Origin of the sequence: Paraburkholderia sp., assembly GCF_050742655.1 — a bacterium.
GTDB lineage: Bacteria > Pseudomonadota > Gammaproteobacteria > Burkholderiales > Burkholderiaceae > Paraburkholderia.
On the sequence record NZ_JBOIGG010000007.1, the window covers coordinates 138,408 to 156,536 of the forward strand.

10 protein-coding genes are annotated in these 18,129 nt (G+C 60.9%); 9 read left to right on the forward strand and 1 reads right to left on the reverse strand.

All coding sequences use genetic code 11. The features are described from left to right. Nucleotides 1-533: 533 nt before the first annotated feature. From tssB to ACREXZ_RS12390, 4 genes are all read left to right on the forward strand, one after another. Entirely contained in the window at nucleotides 534-1,046 is a 513-nt protein-coding gene (gene tssB, locus ACREXZ_RS12375) for a type VI secretion system contractile sheath small subunit (protein ID WP_431764363.1), read from the forward strand. Nucleotides 1,047-1,164: 118 nt separating this feature from the next. After that, the gene (gene tssC, locus ACREXZ_RS12380) at nucleotides 1,165-2,700 is read left to right on the forward strand and encodes a type VI secretion system contractile sheath large subunit (protein ID WP_431764364.1); all 1,536 of its coding nucleotides are present in this window, start codon (nucleotides 1,165-1,167) and stop codon (nucleotides 2,698-2,700) included. A gap of 103 nt (nucleotides 2,701-2,803) precedes the next feature. Beyond that, on the forward strand, nucleotides 2,804-5,134 hold the full coding sequence (locus ACREXZ_RS12385; RefSeq protein WP_431764494.1) for a type VI secretion system Vgr family protein: 2,331 nt from the start codon (nucleotides 2,804-2,806) through the stop codon (nucleotides 5,132-5,134). 7 nt (nucleotides 5,135-5,141) lie between these two features. Further along, entirely contained in the window at nucleotides 5,142-7,730 is a 2,589-nt protein-coding gene (locus ACREXZ_RS12390) for a chitinase (RefSeq protein ID WP_431764365.1), read from the forward strand. Between the two features lie 31 nt (nucleotides 7,731-7,761). On the opposite strand, the gene ACREXZ_RS12395 is transcribed toward ACREXZ_RS12390, so the two are convergent. Next, entirely contained in the window at nucleotides 7,762-8,262 is a 501-nt protein-coding gene (locus ACREXZ_RS12395) for a hypothetical protein (RefSeq protein ID WP_431764366.1), read from the reverse strand. Nucleotides 8,263-8,668: 406 nt separating this feature from the next. Here ACREXZ_RS12395 and ACREXZ_RS12400 point away from each other — a divergent pair, with 406 nt between their 5' ends. From ACREXZ_RS12400 to tssG, 5 genes are read left to right on the forward strand one after another with little or no spacing between them, the layout of a single operon-like run. Continuing rightward, on the forward strand, nucleotides 8,669-9,910 hold the full coding sequence (locus tag ACREXZ_RS12400) for a hypothetical protein (protein WP_431764367.1): 1,242 nt from the start codon (nucleotides 8,669-8,671) through the stop codon (nucleotides 9,908-9,910). After that, the gene (locus ACREXZ_RS12405; protein WP_431764368.1) at nucleotides 9,907-13,527 is read left to right on the forward strand and encodes an ImcF-related family protein; all 3,621 of its coding nucleotides are present in this window, start codon (nucleotides 9,907-9,909) and stop codon (nucleotides 13,525-13,527) included. The genes ACREXZ_RS12400 and ACREXZ_RS12405 overlap by 4 nt, the downstream gene beginning before the upstream one ends. 2 nt (nucleotides 13,528-13,529) lie before the next feature. Beyond that, nucleotides 13,530-15,152, forward strand: a complete 1,623-nt coding sequence (tssA, locus tag ACREXZ_RS12410; RefSeq protein ID WP_431764369.1) for a type VI secretion system protein TssA — start codon at nucleotides 13,530-13,532, stop codon at nucleotides 15,150-15,152. 46 nt (nucleotides 15,153-15,198) lie between these two features. After that, on the forward strand, nucleotides 15,199-17,025 hold the full coding sequence (gene tssF / locus ACREXZ_RS12415) for a type VI secretion system baseplate subunit TssF (protein ID WP_431764370.1): 1,827 nt from the start codon (nucleotides 15,199-15,201) through the stop codon (nucleotides 17,023-17,025). Next, the gene (gene tssG / locus ACREXZ_RS12420) at nucleotides 17,022-18,119 is read left to right on the forward strand and encodes a type VI secretion system baseplate subunit TssG (protein ID WP_431764371.1); all 1,098 of its coding nucleotides are present in this window, start codon (nucleotides 17,022-17,024) and stop codon (nucleotides 18,117-18,119) included. Before tssF ends, tssG begins: the two co-directional genes overlap by 4 nt. Nucleotides 18,120-18,129 lie beyond the last annotated feature (10 nt).

Here is an 18,129-nt window from a genome sequence, read left to right on the forward strand (position 1 = left end):
CGTGTTATTGCGATTGTGAGCGGTGTCGGGAAAACTTTATTTAAAGATAGTTCGATATTTTCATGATTTGTTATTCAATAACAATATTTGGTTTGCGAGATAAATGTAATTAAATTGACATTTATAAAATTAAACTGAAGGGATGTTATTCACATAAATGCGAATCCCGTGTTGCACCGGAACCCGACATGAGTTCCCGCTGTATCAACCTTGTCGACCTTTGCAAGATCGATATTCACGGGATCATTCTAGTCGTGCGTTTCCGGGGGTGATAGCTTGTTCTGGCTACTTCACAATTATTCGCAAATGAAATTTTAAAGGTAATTTATTTTTCAATTAATTGATTGAGATAGAAGGAAGTATTTGACTCGTCAGGCTGTCGATGTGTTTAATAAAGTCTCGGCTTGAGACATAAGATTTCAAAGATCGTGTGTGTCGATCCTCTCGAGAGGGTTCGACTTTCAAGCTAGTGAAGACGCTGCATCGTGCGGTTGGCGTGCCCCTCCGATCCTTCCTTTTTCCAGGACTACTCAATGGACAGTTTCCAACGCGAAATTCCGAAGTCGAGGGTTTCGATCACCCTGGATCTCCACACCGGTGGCGCGCAGAAGAAAGTCGAACTGCCGCTCAAACTGCTCGTCGCTGGCGATTTCAGCGCGGGCAAGGAAGCAGCGCCGCTCGCGGAACGCAAGAAGACCAACATCGACAAGAACAATTTCGACGCGGTGCTGGCCGAGTTCGCACCCGACATCAAGGTCGCGGCCGAAAACACGCTGGCCGATGACGGATCCGAGCTCCCCGTTTCGCTCAGCTTCCGTTCGATGAAAGACTTCGAGCCGGAACAGGTTGCCCGCCAGATTCCCGAGTTGCAGGCCATGCTGGCCATGCGCAATCTGTTGCGCGACCTCAAATCGAACCTGCTCGACAACGGGACGTTTCGTCGGGAGTTCGAGAGGATCCTCAAGGACAACGCGCTTTCCCAGCAGTTGCGTGGCGAACTGGCGCAAATTGCGACCGCGGCTACGCAGCCTGAAGGTCATGCGTAGTGACGGTAGGTGCGGCGCATTTCATGCGCGCAGTACGTGAGATAGACGCGCCTTCAGATAGACAGACCCATCACCGATCCCTGCGCTTTTACGCAGGATGGCAGCGAGAGGACATTCCGTGACAAACAACGAATCCCGGCAAAGCGGCGCGACCGAAACCGTCGTGCTCGAGCGCAGCAGCGTGTACGAGTCGCTGTGCAACAAGATCAACCTGAAGCCGGTCAGCGTGGCACGGCCGCTGGAGGCGTTCCGCGACAACGATCTGCTATCCGAGTCATCGGCCGACGAACGGCTCGCGCGCGGAATGAGCGCTTTTCTCAAACTGGTCGGCGAGGCCAGCCGGCCCGTGGACCGCCTCGACAAATCGCTGCTGGACTTCCACATTGGTCAGCTCGACCGGCAGATTGGCCGCCAGCTCGACGCGGTCATCCATACGCCTGAGTTCCAGGCGCTCGAGGGACGCTGGCGGGGGCTCAGGATGCTGGTCGGCCGCACCGACTTTCGCAAGAATGCGCGCATCGAAGTGCTCGACGTGTCGAAGGACGCATTGACGCGCGATTTCGAAGATACGCCCGAGATCATTCAGAGCGGCCTCTATCGCCTCACCTACATCGAGGAGTACGACACGCCGGGCGGTCAGCCTGTCAGCGCGCTGATCAGCGATTTCGAATTTGCGAATTCGCCTCGGGACGTCGCGTTGCTGCGCAATATCTCGAAGGTGGCGGCGGCTGCACATATGCCGTTCATTGGATCGGTGGGGCCGGCCTTCTTCGGCAAACAGTCGATGGAGGAGGTGGCCGCTATTCAGGATATCGGCAACTACTTCGACCGCGCGGAGTACATCAAATGGAAGAGTTTTCGGGATACCGATGACGCGCGCTATGTGGGTCTGACCATGCCACGGGTGCTCGGCCGCCTGCCGTATGGCAAAGATACGACGCCGGTGCGGGCCTTCAATTACGAGGAGGCCGTCAAGGGTCCCGACCACGACCGCTATCTGTGGGTCAATGCGTCGTTCGCGTTCGCTGCCAACATGGTGCGCAGCTTCACGAGCAACGGTTGGTGTGTGCAGATCCGCGGCCCGCAGGCAGGGGGAAAGGTCGAGGATCTGCCGGTCCATCTGTACGACCTTGGCACCGGTGCTCAGCCGAAGATTCCGACTGAGGTACTGATTCCCGAGACGCGCGAGTTTGAGTTCGCCAACCTCGGTTTCATCCCACTGTCGTTTTACAAGAATCACGATTTCGCGTGTTTCTTCTCGGCAAACTCTACGCAAAAGCCCGTGCTCTACGAGACGAAGGAAGCGACAGCGAACAGCCGGATCAATGCGCGCCTGCCGTACATCTTCCTGCTTTCGCGTATTGCGCATTACTTGAAGCTGATTCAGCGCGAGAACATCGGCACGACAAAGGACCGTCGCTTGCTCGAACTCGAACTGAACAACTGGATCAAGGGGCTCGTGACGGAGATGAAGGACCCTGGCGACGAGCTGCAGGCATCGCATCCGTTGCGTGAGGCGCGCGTCACGGTCGAGGACATCGATGACAACCCAGGCTTCTTCCGCATCAAGCTGTTCGTCATCCCGCACTTCCAGGTAGAGGGAATGGACATCGGCTTGTCGCTGGTGTCGCAGATGCCGAAGGCCAGGAGTTGATCGGACGTAAGTCGTCGGTGAGGTGGGGTGCCGCAGGTAGGGCGAGTGCCGACGGCGCCGCCATCCCCGTGGTTGTTTCGGATCGGAGGGACGAATGGGAAAGATGGATTTGCCGTCGCAGGCATACGAGGTCGAGTTGGTGCCACATCCGGCGCCTTTCTCCGTGCGTCGGTTCGCCGGCTATGAAGCGATCAGCCGGCTGTTCAGCTATGAGATCGAACTGACGAGCCCCGTTGCGGATATTCCGATGGATCACGTGCTCGGACGCCCGGCAAGATTTATCGTCGATCCTGTCGATCCCAATGCGGCCTACCTGCGCAAGATGCTCGGCGACGATGCGCAGAAGCTGAGCGACAAGCTGCCGGCGCGCACGATACACGGCATCGTCACGCAGTTCGATCAGTTCGAGACGTCGGCCGATGAGACGGGCTACCGGCTGTTAATCGAACCTCGGATGGCCGATCTCGCGCGCGGCGCGAAGAGCCGGTTGTTCCAGAAGCAATCGGTACCGGAGATCATCGCCGATACATTGCGGCATGAGGGATTCCGCGAAGGGGTCGATTTCAGGCTGACGTTGCGTGCCACCTACAGGCGTCACGAATACATCACGCAGTATCACGAGACGACATTCGCGTTCATGCGGCGCATCGCAGCGGATGAAGGCATCTGGTTTCGCTTCGAGCAGGCCGCCGATCGCGAGGTGATCGTATTCGGTGACGATCTCGACGCGTACGCCCGCCAGCGGGGCAACGTGCCGTTCCGTCGCGACGCGGGTCTGGAAAGTGTCGGCACAGAGACGGTCAGCTCTCTTGAGCGACACACGCGGCGCGTACCGGAATCCGTACAGCTGAACGACTACAACCATCGTCAGGCAGGCGTCGCGCTGCTGGTGGAAGAAAGCGTTGCGCGCGACGACAGCACGACGAGCGCGATCGATTCCCGCTGGGGCGAACACTACGAGACGCCCGAGGAAGGCCAACGTCTCGCGCAGTTGCGCCATGAAGCGCATTTTGCGCAACAGATCACATACGAAGGTACGGGCAACGTCTTTGCGCTGGAAGCAGGTGAAGTGCTGTGCCTCGATCGCAATCCGGGGCACGCGCCGCACGGTCTGCTAGTTACTTCGGTCAAGTCGAGCGGCGGACGCAGCGATGCATACACGAACGCATTCACCGCGATTCCGTCGGATCGATGCTGGCGCACGCCGGTTGATCCGACGGCCCGTCCCGTCATCAGCGGCATCTTGCCGGCCCGCGTCGCATCGCCCGGCGATTACACGCGTGCTTACCTGACGCCCGAGGGCTGGTACGTCGTCAAACTGCCGTTCGATCTCGATGTGTGGAGCCCTGGCGGCACCAGTCGACCGGTGCGGCTCGCGAAACCGTACAGCGGTGACAACTATGGGCATCATTTCCCGCTGATCGATGGTGCGGAAGTCGCGATCGCTTTCACGCAGGGCAATCCGGACCGGCCCGTGATCATCGGTGCGATGCACGACAGTCTGCATCCGGATCTGGTGAACAACCTGAACCACACACGGAACATCATCCGTACAGCAGCGCAGAACGAGTTGCGGATGGAGGACAAGGCCGGCAACGAGCATATCCATTTGACGTCGCCGTTCCAGACGAGCGAGTTGAATCTCGGGCATATGGTCGACGGAGAGCTTGCGGAACGCGGGCGAGGGGCGGAGTTGCGCACAGATGGGCATGTGGCGGTGCGGGGCGCGAAGGGGGTATTGATCAGCGCGGAATTGCAATCCAATGCGAGCGGTCAGCAACTGGCGGCGACAGAAGCGGATGCCACGCTCCGGCAAGCGATCGACATGATGCGCACCCTGAATGATTCCGCCAACGCGGCAAAGGCGTGGCTGGCGGAAGTCGATCAGCAACGAAGGTTAATCGAGCAAAAGCTGACAAATCTGCAAGCGCCTGCAATCGTGGCCAGCGCGCCAGAAGGCGTGGGTATCGTGAGCAGCCAGGACATGCAGTTGGCCGCGCGCAAACAGCTATTCGTAACAGCGGGAGGCGGGTTCGATATCGGTGCGCTCAAACGCATTACTGCTGCAGCGGGCGAAGCAATTTCGCTCTTTGCCGCGAAACTCGGTATCCGGATATTCGCTGCAAAAGGCAAGGTGCAGATTCAGGCGCAGGGCGATGCGATGGAGCTGATGGCACTCACCAACGTTGCGGTTAGTTCGTCAGCAGGCGAAGTGGTGATTACCGGTTCAAAGGGGATCACCCTGGGTGACGGAGCTGGAGCATATCTAAAGATCGCAAACGGCAGAGTCGAAATTGTGAGTCCGACAGAGGTACAGATCAAAGGCGGTCTGAATGTCGCCGATCCAGCAAAGGGTAATTTCACTTTCCCCGCCTGGTCGAGCAAGCCGCCGAAAGATGTAAAGGGAAACGCGGATTTCGGATTTTCTGAATAAATACGACATGGCAAATACGATACCGGCGGGTCCGGCTATCTCCCCTCTAAAGCGACTCTCTTTTGCGTTTCCGTTTCGCAAGAAAGGCGAAGGCGCGGGAAGTGAGTCCACGGATTTCGCTGACGAACATGAATTTCACGAAGTGTTGAAACAGGAGTCGTCGGGTACCTATGCTGTCAGCGGGAAGGGGATGTGGCACGGCGGGATACACATTACCGAGGCCGGGGCAGGCGCATCACTGGATCTGAAAAACGGCGTCCGCTGCATCGCAGATGGCGACGTAGTGGCCTGGCGCGTGAACCGTATTTACCCCGTTAGCGAGATTCCCGCGCGGGATGACCAACCAGCAATCAGCGCGCCATACAGCACTGGATTTGCTCTTGTACGGCATTCGATGGAGTTTCCGAAGGGCACAAAGCTAACTTTCTATAGCTTGTATGCGCACCTGCAGGATTTCGCGAACTATGAGGTTGATACGTCCTTATCCCGGCCGAAGTACTGGATCACACAGTTCGAGGTAACCGCTCACGCGCAGGACCGTCCTGCCGCCGGACCGGGTAGCCAGTCTGTACCTGCTAGTCAGCGGGGATTGAGGGTTAGGGTAAGCAAGCCACACGGCGCGGTGCTCGGCATTCTTCCGCACGGGGCAAGGGTCAGCATCGGGAAGCGCGAGGGCGACTGGGGCCAAATTAAGGACGCAAGCGGGGTGACGTTGTATCCGCCGGTTGCGAGTGCTACCTCTCAGCCTTCTTCCGCGGTGAACGGATGGATATTCCTTGGCGAAAAACGTGGGGCTCCGGTCGCGAGAGAGGTCATGCCTGATTCGTCGCTGGACGAGGTGATTGTATTGTCCGATCCCTCCGAGGTGTTCCCAATCAAGGCGGGTGGTTTGATCGGCCATCCTGGGCGCTACGAGTCATTGTCGCAGCAGACCTCGGGCAACCGGATGGTGCACATTGAGGTCTTCTGCGACGACAGCATCATGTCGTTCATGGAACAGGGGCGTACCTGGGTCAGACAGAATGGCGCGCACGCCAACGCCTGGAAGCAATTGAACCTTCCCGTGCAGCCGACGATCCTGCGCATTGAAAATCAGACCACGCTGTACGAGCAGTGTAATCAGGACGGGACCGGTGCAAGACAAACCGGCGTGCTCGAGGTTTTTCCTCTCGCGGCACTGGCGAAGGGAAGTACAGACCGCCAGTACATGGAAACAGCGCCTGGCGGCGACGGTGAAAAACGGCACTGGTGGAAGGTAGACAGCGCGGATGTTCGACATCAACCCGTCGATGGGTGGGTGCGCGAAGAGAACTTTGCGGGCGGCGTGGTTACGCGAGAGTTTACCCAGAAATGGGTGGACTTCCAGACCTTCGATGACAGCTACGATCCGGCGCATACGATGTTTGCGACCGCGAAGGGGTTTGTCGACTACTCGATCGGTGCAGATGTATCTAAGCCGGAATCACTGGACAAGCTCAGCCCTCTCACGACTGCGATTTATCAGGCGCTGTATCCGACAGGAGATGGTACCCAGGCGGCTGACGATTTACGGAATGCGGCGAGCGACCCGTGGACAGCGTTGCGTATGTCGAGGCTGATCGTACGGCACGAGAGCGAGTGGTCAAATACGGACAAGTGGAAGCAATTGATTGCGGCAATCGAAGAGCGCACGGGGCCCCGGCCGGAGCACGCCGAGGAACAGAAGCGTATCGAAAAGCTCGTGTGGTGGGACGCTGTAAAGGCCAAGCTGACTGACTTTCCGGCTTCGGACGTATTTCATATTCATCCGATCGGGCTGGTCGGGAATTTTTCCGCTGGTACTACTTGTATCCCCCTTGAGAAGGCAAAGGAACTTGCCCTGACTATCACGTCTGGGTTTGAAGGGGCCACCGCGATGAACTACGGTGCGGTAGCGGATAACGGAGACGGGCAGGGAATGTCCTTCGGGGTCATTCAATGGGCTGCGGCCCAAGGCGGTCTCGGTCCACTGCTTGAGCGCATGAGAGCAACAGACCAGGCTTCTTTCGAGGCGTGTTTCGACTCAAGTGCGAACTACCCCGTGCTGGAGTCGGCCATTTCTAGCGGAAATCAGCAAGCTCTAGTCAATTGGGCAGTCGGTCAGCAGGCTAATAATCTCAACTGGAAGAAGCCGTTCAGGAAGTTAGGCGAGGTGCAGAAATTTCAGCGAATACAAGTCAATGAAGCTACAAGCAGCTACCACGCTAAGGCAATGTCCTGCGTCGAATTCCTCCGCTCACTTTCCCCTGACTTGATGAACGAGGTCGAACTCGTCACGTATTGCGTGTTTTATGATCTTGCGGTTCAGCAGGGCAGTCTCAAAAAGGCCGCGCACCAGATCCAGAACAGGATCGCGACCGATCAGCCCGCGACACAGTACGCGTTAGTCAAGCTCGCGGTTGAGGAACGAGCCAGGACGGCAAATCATAGTTCGGTCGCGGATTGCTTTAGCAGGCGCATCGGCATCCTTCAGCAGAGTGTGTTCCCGTACACGGCGTACGGCATCACGATGACTCGCACGAATCCAAATTTCCACCTCCTTTCAAAGGATGCTTCGACCTATGTATGCGGTGTATAAAAAGGTGTTGCTGGTCTTGATAGGAAGTTCGTCATGCGCAGTTTTCGCGGGGAACGGCGGGAGCTATGGAAATCTCGTCGGGGACTGCAACGGAAGAAACGAATGCGTAGTTACCGCGAACGGTAAGATTTCGCGAAAGGATCGACTGTGCGAGTCCGCCAATCTTTCGACCCTCTGGATCAAGGGGAGCGAAAAATATCTGATCCAGTGCAGAGGTGGGGACACCGCCGAGGACAACGTTGTGTGGATTGTGGATACGAGGGCGGGATTCTTCGGTAGATTGGACTACGGTCGGTTCATAAAAAAAAGCACACTCGAAAAGAATCCGGATGTGGAAATTCCAGACCAGTTTCGTGCGCGAAATCTTTGCGATCCAATCGACGTGAACAAGCTCGAGTCCAGTGATTTTGTACTGCTCGACAAGAGGCCGACCGATAAGGACGACAACCCATACTGCTATGCCCCAACCTACTTGACGCTTAAAAGCGGCAAGCTTGCTATCGAAATCAGTGTTGACGGGGTAACGCGACACGATCCCGACCACGCTGTGCACAGCGTATCGACTCGCGACAGGAAAAACTTGAATTCTCTGTTGAGCACGCTACGTCAGTGGCAGCCGAAGCCATAGAAGAGCGACGATCCTGGCTCGGCACACTGGCCGAATTTCTTCTTGAATCGGACCATCGATGAAAATGGCATACGTTGCCGGCGTGAGTCACGCAGCAGGGATTCCTGCGGATGCCGGTCGGATCACGATCAAGTGTCATCACACGGCACGTATTGGAAATTGCGGATCCTGTCGGGTCCACGGCAAAGACCAATCCATGGTTCCGGGGCGCTTCGTTAAAGACGCGGCTACATCGCTGTTTCGCAATGAAGATTGGGTGCGAAGCGGGAGTGCGTCCATTGTCGTATTCGATACGGCGAGGGTTCGATAGATGACGATCGACTTCGCTCGCGTACCACCGCGGATTGCTGTACCTCCGCCGCCGCAACTTTCGAAGCCCGTTTGGGCGGTGCTGTTTGGTGCCGTCGCATGTCTTGGTGCGGCGCTGACGATTTTTCTATGGCCGAAAGGCAGGCAGATAAACACGGTTTGGTTCTGGTTCTGTGCGATGGGTTATCCGGTGCTTGGGCGGACGTTTTTACTATGCTGCCGCCTGGGGTACTTATATGCGCGCCGCAGCGGGGCAATCGCGGTAAACCGCGTCAGTGACCGGGAAACCGGGAAATGTCACACCCTGGCCAGCGTGCCGCTTGCGCTGCTCGGTCATGCGTGGTGTTTTTCCTCCGATTACAACGAGAACGGTATCGAGGGGCTCGTCGACGGCAGTCTGGCCTTGCATGTTCGGGCGAGTGCGGCGAAACCCAACGTCAGTGTCAAAGCCCGTTGGATAGAGGTCCCGGATCGGCCGTTCTATGGTGGGAATGAACTAACGGAGCATGCTCGCCATCAGGTGATTTGCGATTGGCTCATGGGCCGTCTGGTCGACCAACTGGCGCCACAACTGGCAGCCCTTCCTGCACATACCGCACTCCACGTCGAATCGTGTCTGCATTGTGCCGTCGAAGACGACGAAGTGCTCACCCGATTGCAGCAGCTTGTCTTCGCGAGGTCACCAACTCCGCGCGTGATGATGAAGCCACTCGCGGAACGTTCATCGGTGTTTCAGACCGACGAATGGTTCGACAGCATGAAACCGCAGGCCGCTCATCTGCTGGTCGCGATTCAGTTGCGGAACGCAGTCAGCGAGCGCCTGCAGGACGGCGTTGCGGAGGCGGGCGTGGCGCTGCTGCTAGGGCACACGAGTGTTGCCCAAAGAATGACAGGCAAGCCATCGGTATACCTGCATCGTCCGGTACGCGGCCCGGCAGGCGCTATTGACGAGACACTCGAACATGCGTTGCGTTGGGGGAAAGCCACATCGGCGCGCATCGGAACCATCTGGCGGAACGGGCTTTCTCTGGATCTCGAGGTAGCGGTCGAGTCGGCGTCCCAACTCGACGAAAGGAGATCGAGGATCGACCTTGAGACCACGGTCGGGGACTGCGGGGAGGCGGGAGGGTGGCTCGCAATAGCGCTTGCGGCTGAACTCACGGAGTTGACCGGCGATCCGCAACTCGTGCTTACACAGGAAGACAGCGACCTTATCGCGCTCGTGTGCAGAAAACAAACATGAACGAACCCAGGTCCGAACCGGCCGCGCTATTTATTGGCATTGCGATTGGCATCCTCTTCGTGGCGCTGGGGGCTGCCGCCTGGACTGAGGGTTCGTCGCGCGGGTGGTCGTTTGATACACGGATCATCATCGAATTGTGTTTGCTTTCGGGCATGCTCCTGGCGTTGATGTTCGTCAAGTATTTTGAGGCTGTGCTGCTCTGGGTTGCCTCGATGCGCGCGACGCGATGGTTGATGCACTACGATTCGCAGAAGCAGGTGTCGGATCCGAGCGAAGGGCCGGCGTTCGCGCAGGGCGTTGTGCCGGGAAAAGCCGTCGAGCTGCGCGAGGTCCTTCGTGAACGTCACGGCTGGCGCTGGCGATATCGCGATCGGTGGATCGTGCTCGCAGGCGACGAACCGCTAGTCAAGCGCCTCGCACCGCGTCTCGTCGAAACCGGCTATGTGATTACCGGTGATGCCGTGCTGCTGTACGCCAGGCAGATTGGGGGCCGACTGGATACCGCGTGGCTCGATCAGATCCGGCGCATGCGGCGCAGGCGTCCTGCCGATGCAATCGTGACAGTAGTTCGTACCCTGACAGCTGGTGCTCAGGTTTTCGATACTGACCGCGCGTCGCAGCGTCTGACGCAACACGCCCGCGCGTTGCGCTGGGCTGCTCCTGCCTACGTGCTGAACGTCACGGAGTCGGGGCGTGTGACATCGATCCCCGACGATGTGGTTGGTTGCACATGGTCCAATGCGCGGCCGCGCGCGAATGATGTCGACGCGTTACTAGGCGGTTTGTCGGGCGAACTCGCTGACGCCGGTGTGATGCGTCTCATGAAAGACGCGACGGACCACTATCTCGCGGAACTATCGCAGCATATGGCGCAATACGGGCATGCACTGGCGAATCTGGTTACGCAGATTGACCGGTCGCGGGTTTGGCGCAATGCGATTCAGGGCGTTTTCTTCAGACCACTATTCAACGAGTACGGTGCAACTTTGCCGGCAACCGGCGCGGGAGCGGAGTCCGGTGAAGAGGATGCCGCAATAGCGCCGCAGCAGACGGTCTGGCACGCTGTCGCCGGGCACTGTCGTCATATTCATGGCCGGCGCGTCGGGTTTTCGCCGTCCGCGATGGCCGCGTGGGTCACGACAATGCTCGTTGGACTCTGGATCGTGGGGACGATGCTGTCCGGACTGGCGAACCGCGAGACGATCCGGGCGTCGACCGATACGATTGCGAAACTGTCGACCGAACAGGATCGCACGCAGGCGGCGCTCACGCTCTACGGCCTGCAGAAGCAATTGGACACGACCGAAATCCGGCAGCGCGACGGCGCGCCGTGGTACAGGCGCTTCGGGTTGAACCGCGACGCGGAACTGTTTGCCGCATTGTGGCCGGCCTATGAAAGAGGCGCGGGCCGTATCGTTGCAGGCCCCGTTCGCGTGAAGCTCGAGGAACATCTGCGGCAGTTCGCGTCGCTGTCGGACGCGGAGATCGCGAGCGGTGGCGATGCGCAGGTCAATCTGATCTACGACACGTTGAAGTCGTATCTGATGCTAGCCAGACCCGAACGGGCCGATGCCGCATTCCTCACGCAGCAGCTAATCGCTACATCGGCACCCGCCCGCCCGGCCGATTCCTCATTGACCGACGGCGCGTGGCGAGATTTGCGCGCGCATCTGATCGCGTTCTATGCAGATCATCTCCGGCAACGCCTCTCAACCGGCGGCACCTCCCTCGCGATCATCCCCGACGCGTCGCTAGTCAACGCCGCGCGACAAACCGTGATCGGCGTTCGAGGTATCCAGAACTCGACCAACACGCTGTATCAGCAGATCCTCGACGAAGCGAAACCGAAATACCCGCCGCTATCGCTGGCGACCGTGCTAGGGGAGGCCGCGCAGCAATCTCTGTCAGGAAGCACGAGCAGCCGGGGCCTGTTCAACACCGCCGCAACGTTACCGGGCGTGTTCACGCGCACCGCGTGGGACGAGCGCATCTCGAACGCGATCGACGATGCCAGCGAACAACGCAGCGTCGTCGGCGACTGGGTGCTGTCCGACAACCGCACCGACGCGAAGCCCACTGCGTCGCTGAAAGCAGAGTTGCGGCAACGCTATTTCGACGACTACGCGCGCGCGTGGCAGCAATTTCTGAACAGCATCCGCTGGCAGCCGACGCCGACGTTGTCCGGTACTGTCGACCAGTTGATCCTGCTCGCCGACCCGCAGCGCTCGCCGCTCGTTGCGCTGATGAACGTCGTCGTGTATCAGGCCGGAGCCGGCGTGGCGACGCAGTCACTGTCGGACACGCTGATCACGAAGGCGCAGCAGCTTGTCGGCAACGACAACAGCAACGGCGCGAAGAACCTCGCGAAGCGACTGCCGCCGCAGGACACCGCGCCGCTCGCGCCCGCATTCGGTCCGTTGCTACGGCTGACCGGCAGCGATATCGCGGCCGGTGACGGCACAGTCCGGGGCAGCAGCAAAACGGCCGTGCCGATGGCCGCGACCGGCGACCTCAGCCTCGCGCGCTTCCTCGAACGCGTGACCGCGATGCGTCTGAAGTTGCAGCAGATCTCGCTCGGCAACGACCCCGACGCGCTGTCGCGTGCCGCAGCCCAGGCCGTGCTGCAAGGCAAGACCTCCGGCATCGCCGACAGCCGCGATTACGCGAGCCGCGTTGCGGCCAGCCTCGGCGAGCAGTGGGCCGGTCTCGGCGCGCTGTTCGAAGCGCCGCTCGACCAGACCTGGCAAGTCGTGCTGCAGCCGGCAGCGTCGAGTCTGAACGACACGTGGCGCACGGCGATCGTCGCCGACTGGGCGAAGACCTTCGGCGGCCGCTATCCGTTCGCCGATTCCGACAACGATGCATCGCTGCCCGAGATGGCGCGCTTCATGCGTCCGGATAACGGGGTGATCGCGCAGTTCGTCACGTCGCAGCTTGCGGGCATCGTCGAGCGGCAAGGCGACCGCTGGGTGCTGGCCGAGGGCGGCGGTCAGCATGCGACCGGTGGTGCGCTGACGGTCGATCCCGCGTTTCTCGCGGCGTTGAACCGGTTGACGCACGCGTCGACGGTGCTGTTCCCGTCCGGCGACGCACACGTGCGTTACGAACTGCGCGCCGTGCCGACGCCGGGCGTTACCGACATGAGGTTCCTGCTATCGGGTCGCGAACTGCATTACTTCAACCAGAAAGAGGAGTGGACGCCGTTCATCTGGCCGGGCGATACGCTGGAAAACATCACGCACGTGGAGTGGCAGACGGCGCAAGGCGGGCTGCGCTCCGCGCTCGATACGCAGGGCCGCTTTGGCCTCGTGCGTCTGCTCGAACGCGCGACCGTGATGTCGCAGGACAGCGCCCGCTACCTGCTGACCTGGATGCCCGACCAGAGTCAGGGGATTCCGTTGCGGGTGCAGTTGCGCAGCGAAGCGGGTGCCGGTCCACTCGACGTCCTGACGCTGCGCCACTTCATCCTGCCGTCGCGCATTTTCGTGACTGCGTCGGCGAAAGCGTCATGGAAGCACACATCGTCGGGACCGCCGCCGTTGCCGCCCGCGGCCATCGCCGCCGCGAAGCATGCGGCGACCCCGCTGCCGCAAGGCGCATTACCCGAGGTGGAGTGAGCATGCTGCCCAATTTGCTGAAGACGCTGTTTCCGTCGCGCGACGCGGAGCAACTGGTTCGCGCACGCGTGGATACGTGGAGTGCGTGGCTCGTGCCGCTGCCGGGCGTAAACGAGGTGAACGACGCGAACGAAGGCACAGGCCGCGATCCCGGCTATGAAGACGCGTTCTTCACGCTCAAGGACGAAGCCTCGAAGCTATCCGGCATCGACGATGCGCTGATCGTTCGCCTCGCGGAGCAACTCATCAAGGAGACCGGCAAGGATCTGCGCGTCGTCGGCTATTACGCGTTTGCGCGGTTGCGTCAGGCGGGGCCGGCGGGATTCGCGGACGGTCTGGAACTCGCGGCGGCGCTCGTCGACCGTTTCGGCGAAGCGCTGCTGCCCGCGCGCGCGGAAGCGAAGAAAGCCGCGCTCGACATGCTCGCAACCACCCGCATCGTCGATCTGCTCGACAGCCGTGGCGAATTCGCGCCGGCCGATCTCGAGCGTGCGATTGCTGCGCTCGATCTGCTCGTCGCGCTCACCGGCCAGTGGCCCGAAGCCGCGCGTCCGAATCTGCGGCCGCTTGTGTCCCGTTTCGAGCCCACAGCCGAGCCGACCCCGACACGCGAATCTGTGTCCACTGCGTCGGGCAGCATGGGTACAGATACAGGAACCGGAACGAGCGCAGGTCAAATCACAAGCTCCCTCTCGTCCACCCGCGAACTGCTCGAACACGCACGCACGATGGCCGCGTGGCTGCGCGAACAGGAAAACGGCTACCTACCGTCGGTGCGGCTCGTGCGCAGCGTCCGCTGGGACACGCTGCATGAATTGCCGCCGTCGGACGTGCAGTCGCGCACGCGTCTCGCACCCCCGCGTCCCGAGTTGCGCCAGCAGATGAAACGCCTCGTGTTGCAGAAGCAGTGGCACGAACTGCTCGAACGCGTCGAAGGCGCGTTCATGGAGGGCGTGAATCATCTGTGGTTCGACCTGCAGTATTTCCAGCATGTCGCGCTCGATCACGTCGGTACACCGTATGCGACATGGCGCGAACTGCTGCGTGCGGACTTCGCACTGTTCCTCGAACGTCTGCCAGGCATCGAACGCCTGGGGTTCAGCGACGGTACGCCGTTCGCCGACGATGCAACGCTCGAATGGATTGCGCGGCATGCGGTCGTGCGCGATCTCGAGTCCGGCGAGAGCGTCGCGCCGTTGCCGGTGTCGGCGGCGAACGACGACAGCGGTGCCGGCGACTGGCCTGAAATCGAGGCGCAGGCGCGCGACCTCGCCGCGAGTCAGAGCCTCGACGCCGCGTTCGTATGGCTCGACGCGCTGCCCGGCGTTCGGACCGAACGGCAGCGCTATCTGCAACGTCTCGTGATGGCCCGCCTCGCCGATCACGCGGGCCGGACCGATACCGCGCTGCCATTGCTTGCCGAACTCGATGCCACAGCGCAGACGTTGCCGCTCATCCGCTGGGAGCCGGCGCTCGCGTTCGAAGTGAAGCACCAGCTCGTGAAGGCGCTGAGGACGATCAGCCATCGCAAGGATGCGGACCGGCCCGCGCTCGCGCGGCGCATCGACCGGTTGCAGGACGAACTGACCGTGCTCGATCCGGCTCGCACGTTGAGCCTGCCGTAAACGCTGCGCTCCAGAACAATCCAGAACAACACACCACGACGAACGAATGCCCACCGACCACGACGATCCGATCCTGCGTTACTACGAAGCCGAGATGCGTTATCTGCGCGAAGCCGGCAAGGCGTTTGCGAAGACGCATCCCGACCGCGCGCGGATGCTCAACCTCGATCGCGTCGGCGATCGCGATCCCTATGTCGAGCGTCTGCACGAAGGCTTCGCGTTCCTGACCGGCCGGCTGCAGCAGAAGCTCGACGACGAACTGCCCGAGCTGACCGAAGGGCTCGTCAGTCTGCTGTGGCCGCACTATCTGCGGATGATTCCGTCGCTGTCGGTGGTGGAGCTGATCCCGCTCGCCGAGAAGCTGCAGAAAACCGAGATCGTGCCCGCGGGCGTGCCGGTGCGCTCCGCGCGTATCCCGATCCCGACATCGGTAGACGGTGGTGTAGAAGGTGGCCGCACGAAGACCGTGCAGTGCCTTTACCGCACGACGCAGCCGGTGGCGTTGCAGCCGGTCCGCCTCACGCACGCGGAGCCGGCGGTGCGTCACGACGGCCGGTCGCTGATCCGTCTGCGCTTCGAGGTCGATCGCTCGGCGCGTCGCGAGGCCACTGATCTGTCGCGTCTGCGGCTCTACCTGAACGCCGATCTGCCGACCGCGTTCGCGATGCATCTCGCGCTCACGCGCGAGGTCGATTCGGTTGCGTGGCGCATTCCCGGCGTGCGTGACGGCGACGCGCTGCCGCTTGCCGGCGTGCACTTCGAGCCCGCGGGTTTCGCGGCGGAGGAGCGTCTGTGGCCGAAAGCGGAGGCCGCGTTTTCCGGGTATCAACTGCTGCTCGAATATTTCACGTTCCGCGAGAAATTTCTTTTCGTCGATCTGTGCGGCCTCGACTTGACGGCATTGCCCGCGCAGTCCACGGGCTTCGATCTCGAGATCCTGCTGCAGCATGGTTATCCGTCGGACCAGCGCTTCACAGCCGACAACGTGCGTCTGTTCTGCTCGCCGGTCATCAATCTGTTCGCGCTCGATGCCGAGCCGATCCACGTCGATCATCACGAGACCGAATACCGCGTCGTGCCGGCCGGCCATCAGGGCGAGCACGTCGAGACCTATTCGGTCGATGCGATCGAGTCGTTCGATCACGACACCGCCGAGCGCTACGAGTACGTGCCGTTCGCCACGTTTCGCCATCGCGGCGGGATGCTTCGCCACGAAGCACCCGAACGCTATTTCCATACGCGCGTGCGGCAGGGCGTCACGGGGCTGCACGACACGTGGGTGATTCTCGGCGGTCATGCGTGGGAAACGCTCGACGATCTGCCCGAAGAAAGCCTGTCGCTGCGCGTAACCGGCACGAACGGCATGCTGCCGCGAAAAGGACTGCGCGAAGCGAGACTCGACGAACTGGGCGCGAGCACGCCGAACGTCGCGGGCGTGCGCAATCTCGCGGCCCCCACGTTGCCGCTCTATCCGCCGACCGGTGACCGTTTCCAGTGGCGCGTGCTGTCGCATCTTGCGCCGAACTTCCTGTCGATGATGAACGCCGAAGTGCTGCGCGGTGCATTGGCGCTGTACGACTGGACCGACGACGAACTCAACCGCCGTCGTCTCGCAGGCATCCTGCATGTATCGGAGGAATTGATCGAAGAAGTGTCGCGCGGCGCGGTCGAACGGGGTGTGTTGATCGACGTGACGCTCGACAGTCATGCGTTCGCGGGCGTCGGCGACATGATGCTGTTCGGCGAACTGCTGCACCGGTTCTTCGGCCTGTACGCGGAGATCAATCTGTTCACGAGGCTCGCGATCGTCAGCCTGCCTTCGCAGGTGCGCACCGAATGGCCGCGCAGCAAAGCATCGCGCGCGCCGCTATGACACCATCGGCTGATTTCACGCAGACGGTCGAGCCGCTCGTCCGGTCGCTGCTCGCGCGTGCGCCAGCGATGAACTTCATGCAGCTGTGCCGGCTGCTGGAAGAACGCGCGCCGCATAGCCCCGGCTTCGGCACACGCGATACCCCCGCACACGAGCCCGTGCGATTCAGGCCCAGGCCACGAGTCGGCTTCCCAGCCGGCGAAGTGGCCGGGGTCGAATTCGACGATATGCAACCCGATGCTCCGCCGACCGTGCGTACGACGTTCATGGGGCTATATGGCGTCGATGCGGCGATGCCGTCGCATCTGATCGACGACATCGTGCTGCGTCAGGAGGGCCACGAAGCGGTCGAGGCGTTTCTCGATCTGTTCAATCATCGCTTCGTCGCGCTGCTGTATCGCACGTGGAAGAAGTACCGTTATCCGGTCGGTTTTCGTGCCGGCGGCACGGATGCGCATTCGCGCAATCTGCTATGTGCCGCTGGCTTTGGTTGGGGCGACAAACCCGCACGGGCCGGTTTGCCCGATTCGCGCGTGCTGGCACTGCTGGGGCTGCTGATCCAGCGCACGCGCACCGCCGAAGGGCTTGCGGGCGTCGTCGCGCTCGCGGTGCCGGGCGTCGGCGTGCGCGTCGATGAGTTCTATCCGACGTTGCGGCGGGCGAGCGCTTCGCAGCCGTTGACGTCGGGCAGAGCGAGCGGGGGGCAAGGACTCGGCGGCGGCTATGTGCTGGGCACGCGTCTTACGTATCGCAGCCGCGCGGTGCGAGCGACGCTGCGACCGATGGACGCCGCTCAGGCTCACGATTTGCTGCCCGGTGCGCCGATGCATCGTGAGGTTATCGCGTTCCTGAGGCTCTATATCGGCACGAAGGCCGACGTATTCCTGCGCATGGAAGTGCCGTCGGCATTCATTCCCGCGCCGCGCATCGGTACCGCGACGGAGGACCCGCCACCGCGACTGTCATGGACGACCGTGCTGCCGTCGGATACGCCACGCACACTGGTCGTTCCGCTCGGTTGCCATGAAGCGTTTCCCACGCCGGCTCCGAATCCGTATCTCGACCGCCACCTTCATTCTGGCCGCGTTGCCTGACTCCGGAGAC

Excerpts from the sequence above, each read along its gene's own strand:
- tssB (WP_431764363.1), top strand. The coding sequence starts at position 534 with ATGGACAGTTTCCAACGCGAAATTCCGAAGTCGAGGGTTTCGATCACC.
- ACREXZ_RS12385 (WP_431764494.1), top strand. The coding sequence starts at position 2,804 with ATGGATTTGCCGTCGCAGGCATACGAGGTCGAGTTGGTGCCACATCCG.
- ACREXZ_RS12390 (WP_431764365.1), top strand. The coding sequence starts at position 5,142 with ATGGCAAATACGATACCGGCGGGTCCGGCTATCTCCCCTCTAAAGCGA.
- ACREXZ_RS12400 (WP_431764367.1), top strand. The coding sequence starts at position 8,669 with ATGACGATCGACTTCGCTCGCGTACCACCGCGGATTGCTGTACCTCCG.
- ACREXZ_RS12405 (WP_431764368.1), top strand. The coding sequence starts at position 9,907 with ATGAACGAACCCAGGTCCGAACCGGCCGCGCTATTTATTGGCATTGCG.
- tssA (WP_431764369.1), top strand. The coding sequence starts at position 13,530 with ATGCTGCCCAATTTGCTGAAGACGCTGTTTCCGTCGCGCGACGCGGAG.
- tssF (WP_431764370.1), top strand. The coding sequence starts at position 15,199 with ATGCCCACCGACCACGACGATCCGATCCTGCGTTACTACGAAGCCGAG.
- tssG (WP_431764371.1), top strand. The coding sequence starts at position 17,022 with ATGACACCATCGGCTGATTTCACGCAGACGGTCGAGCCGCTCGTCCGG.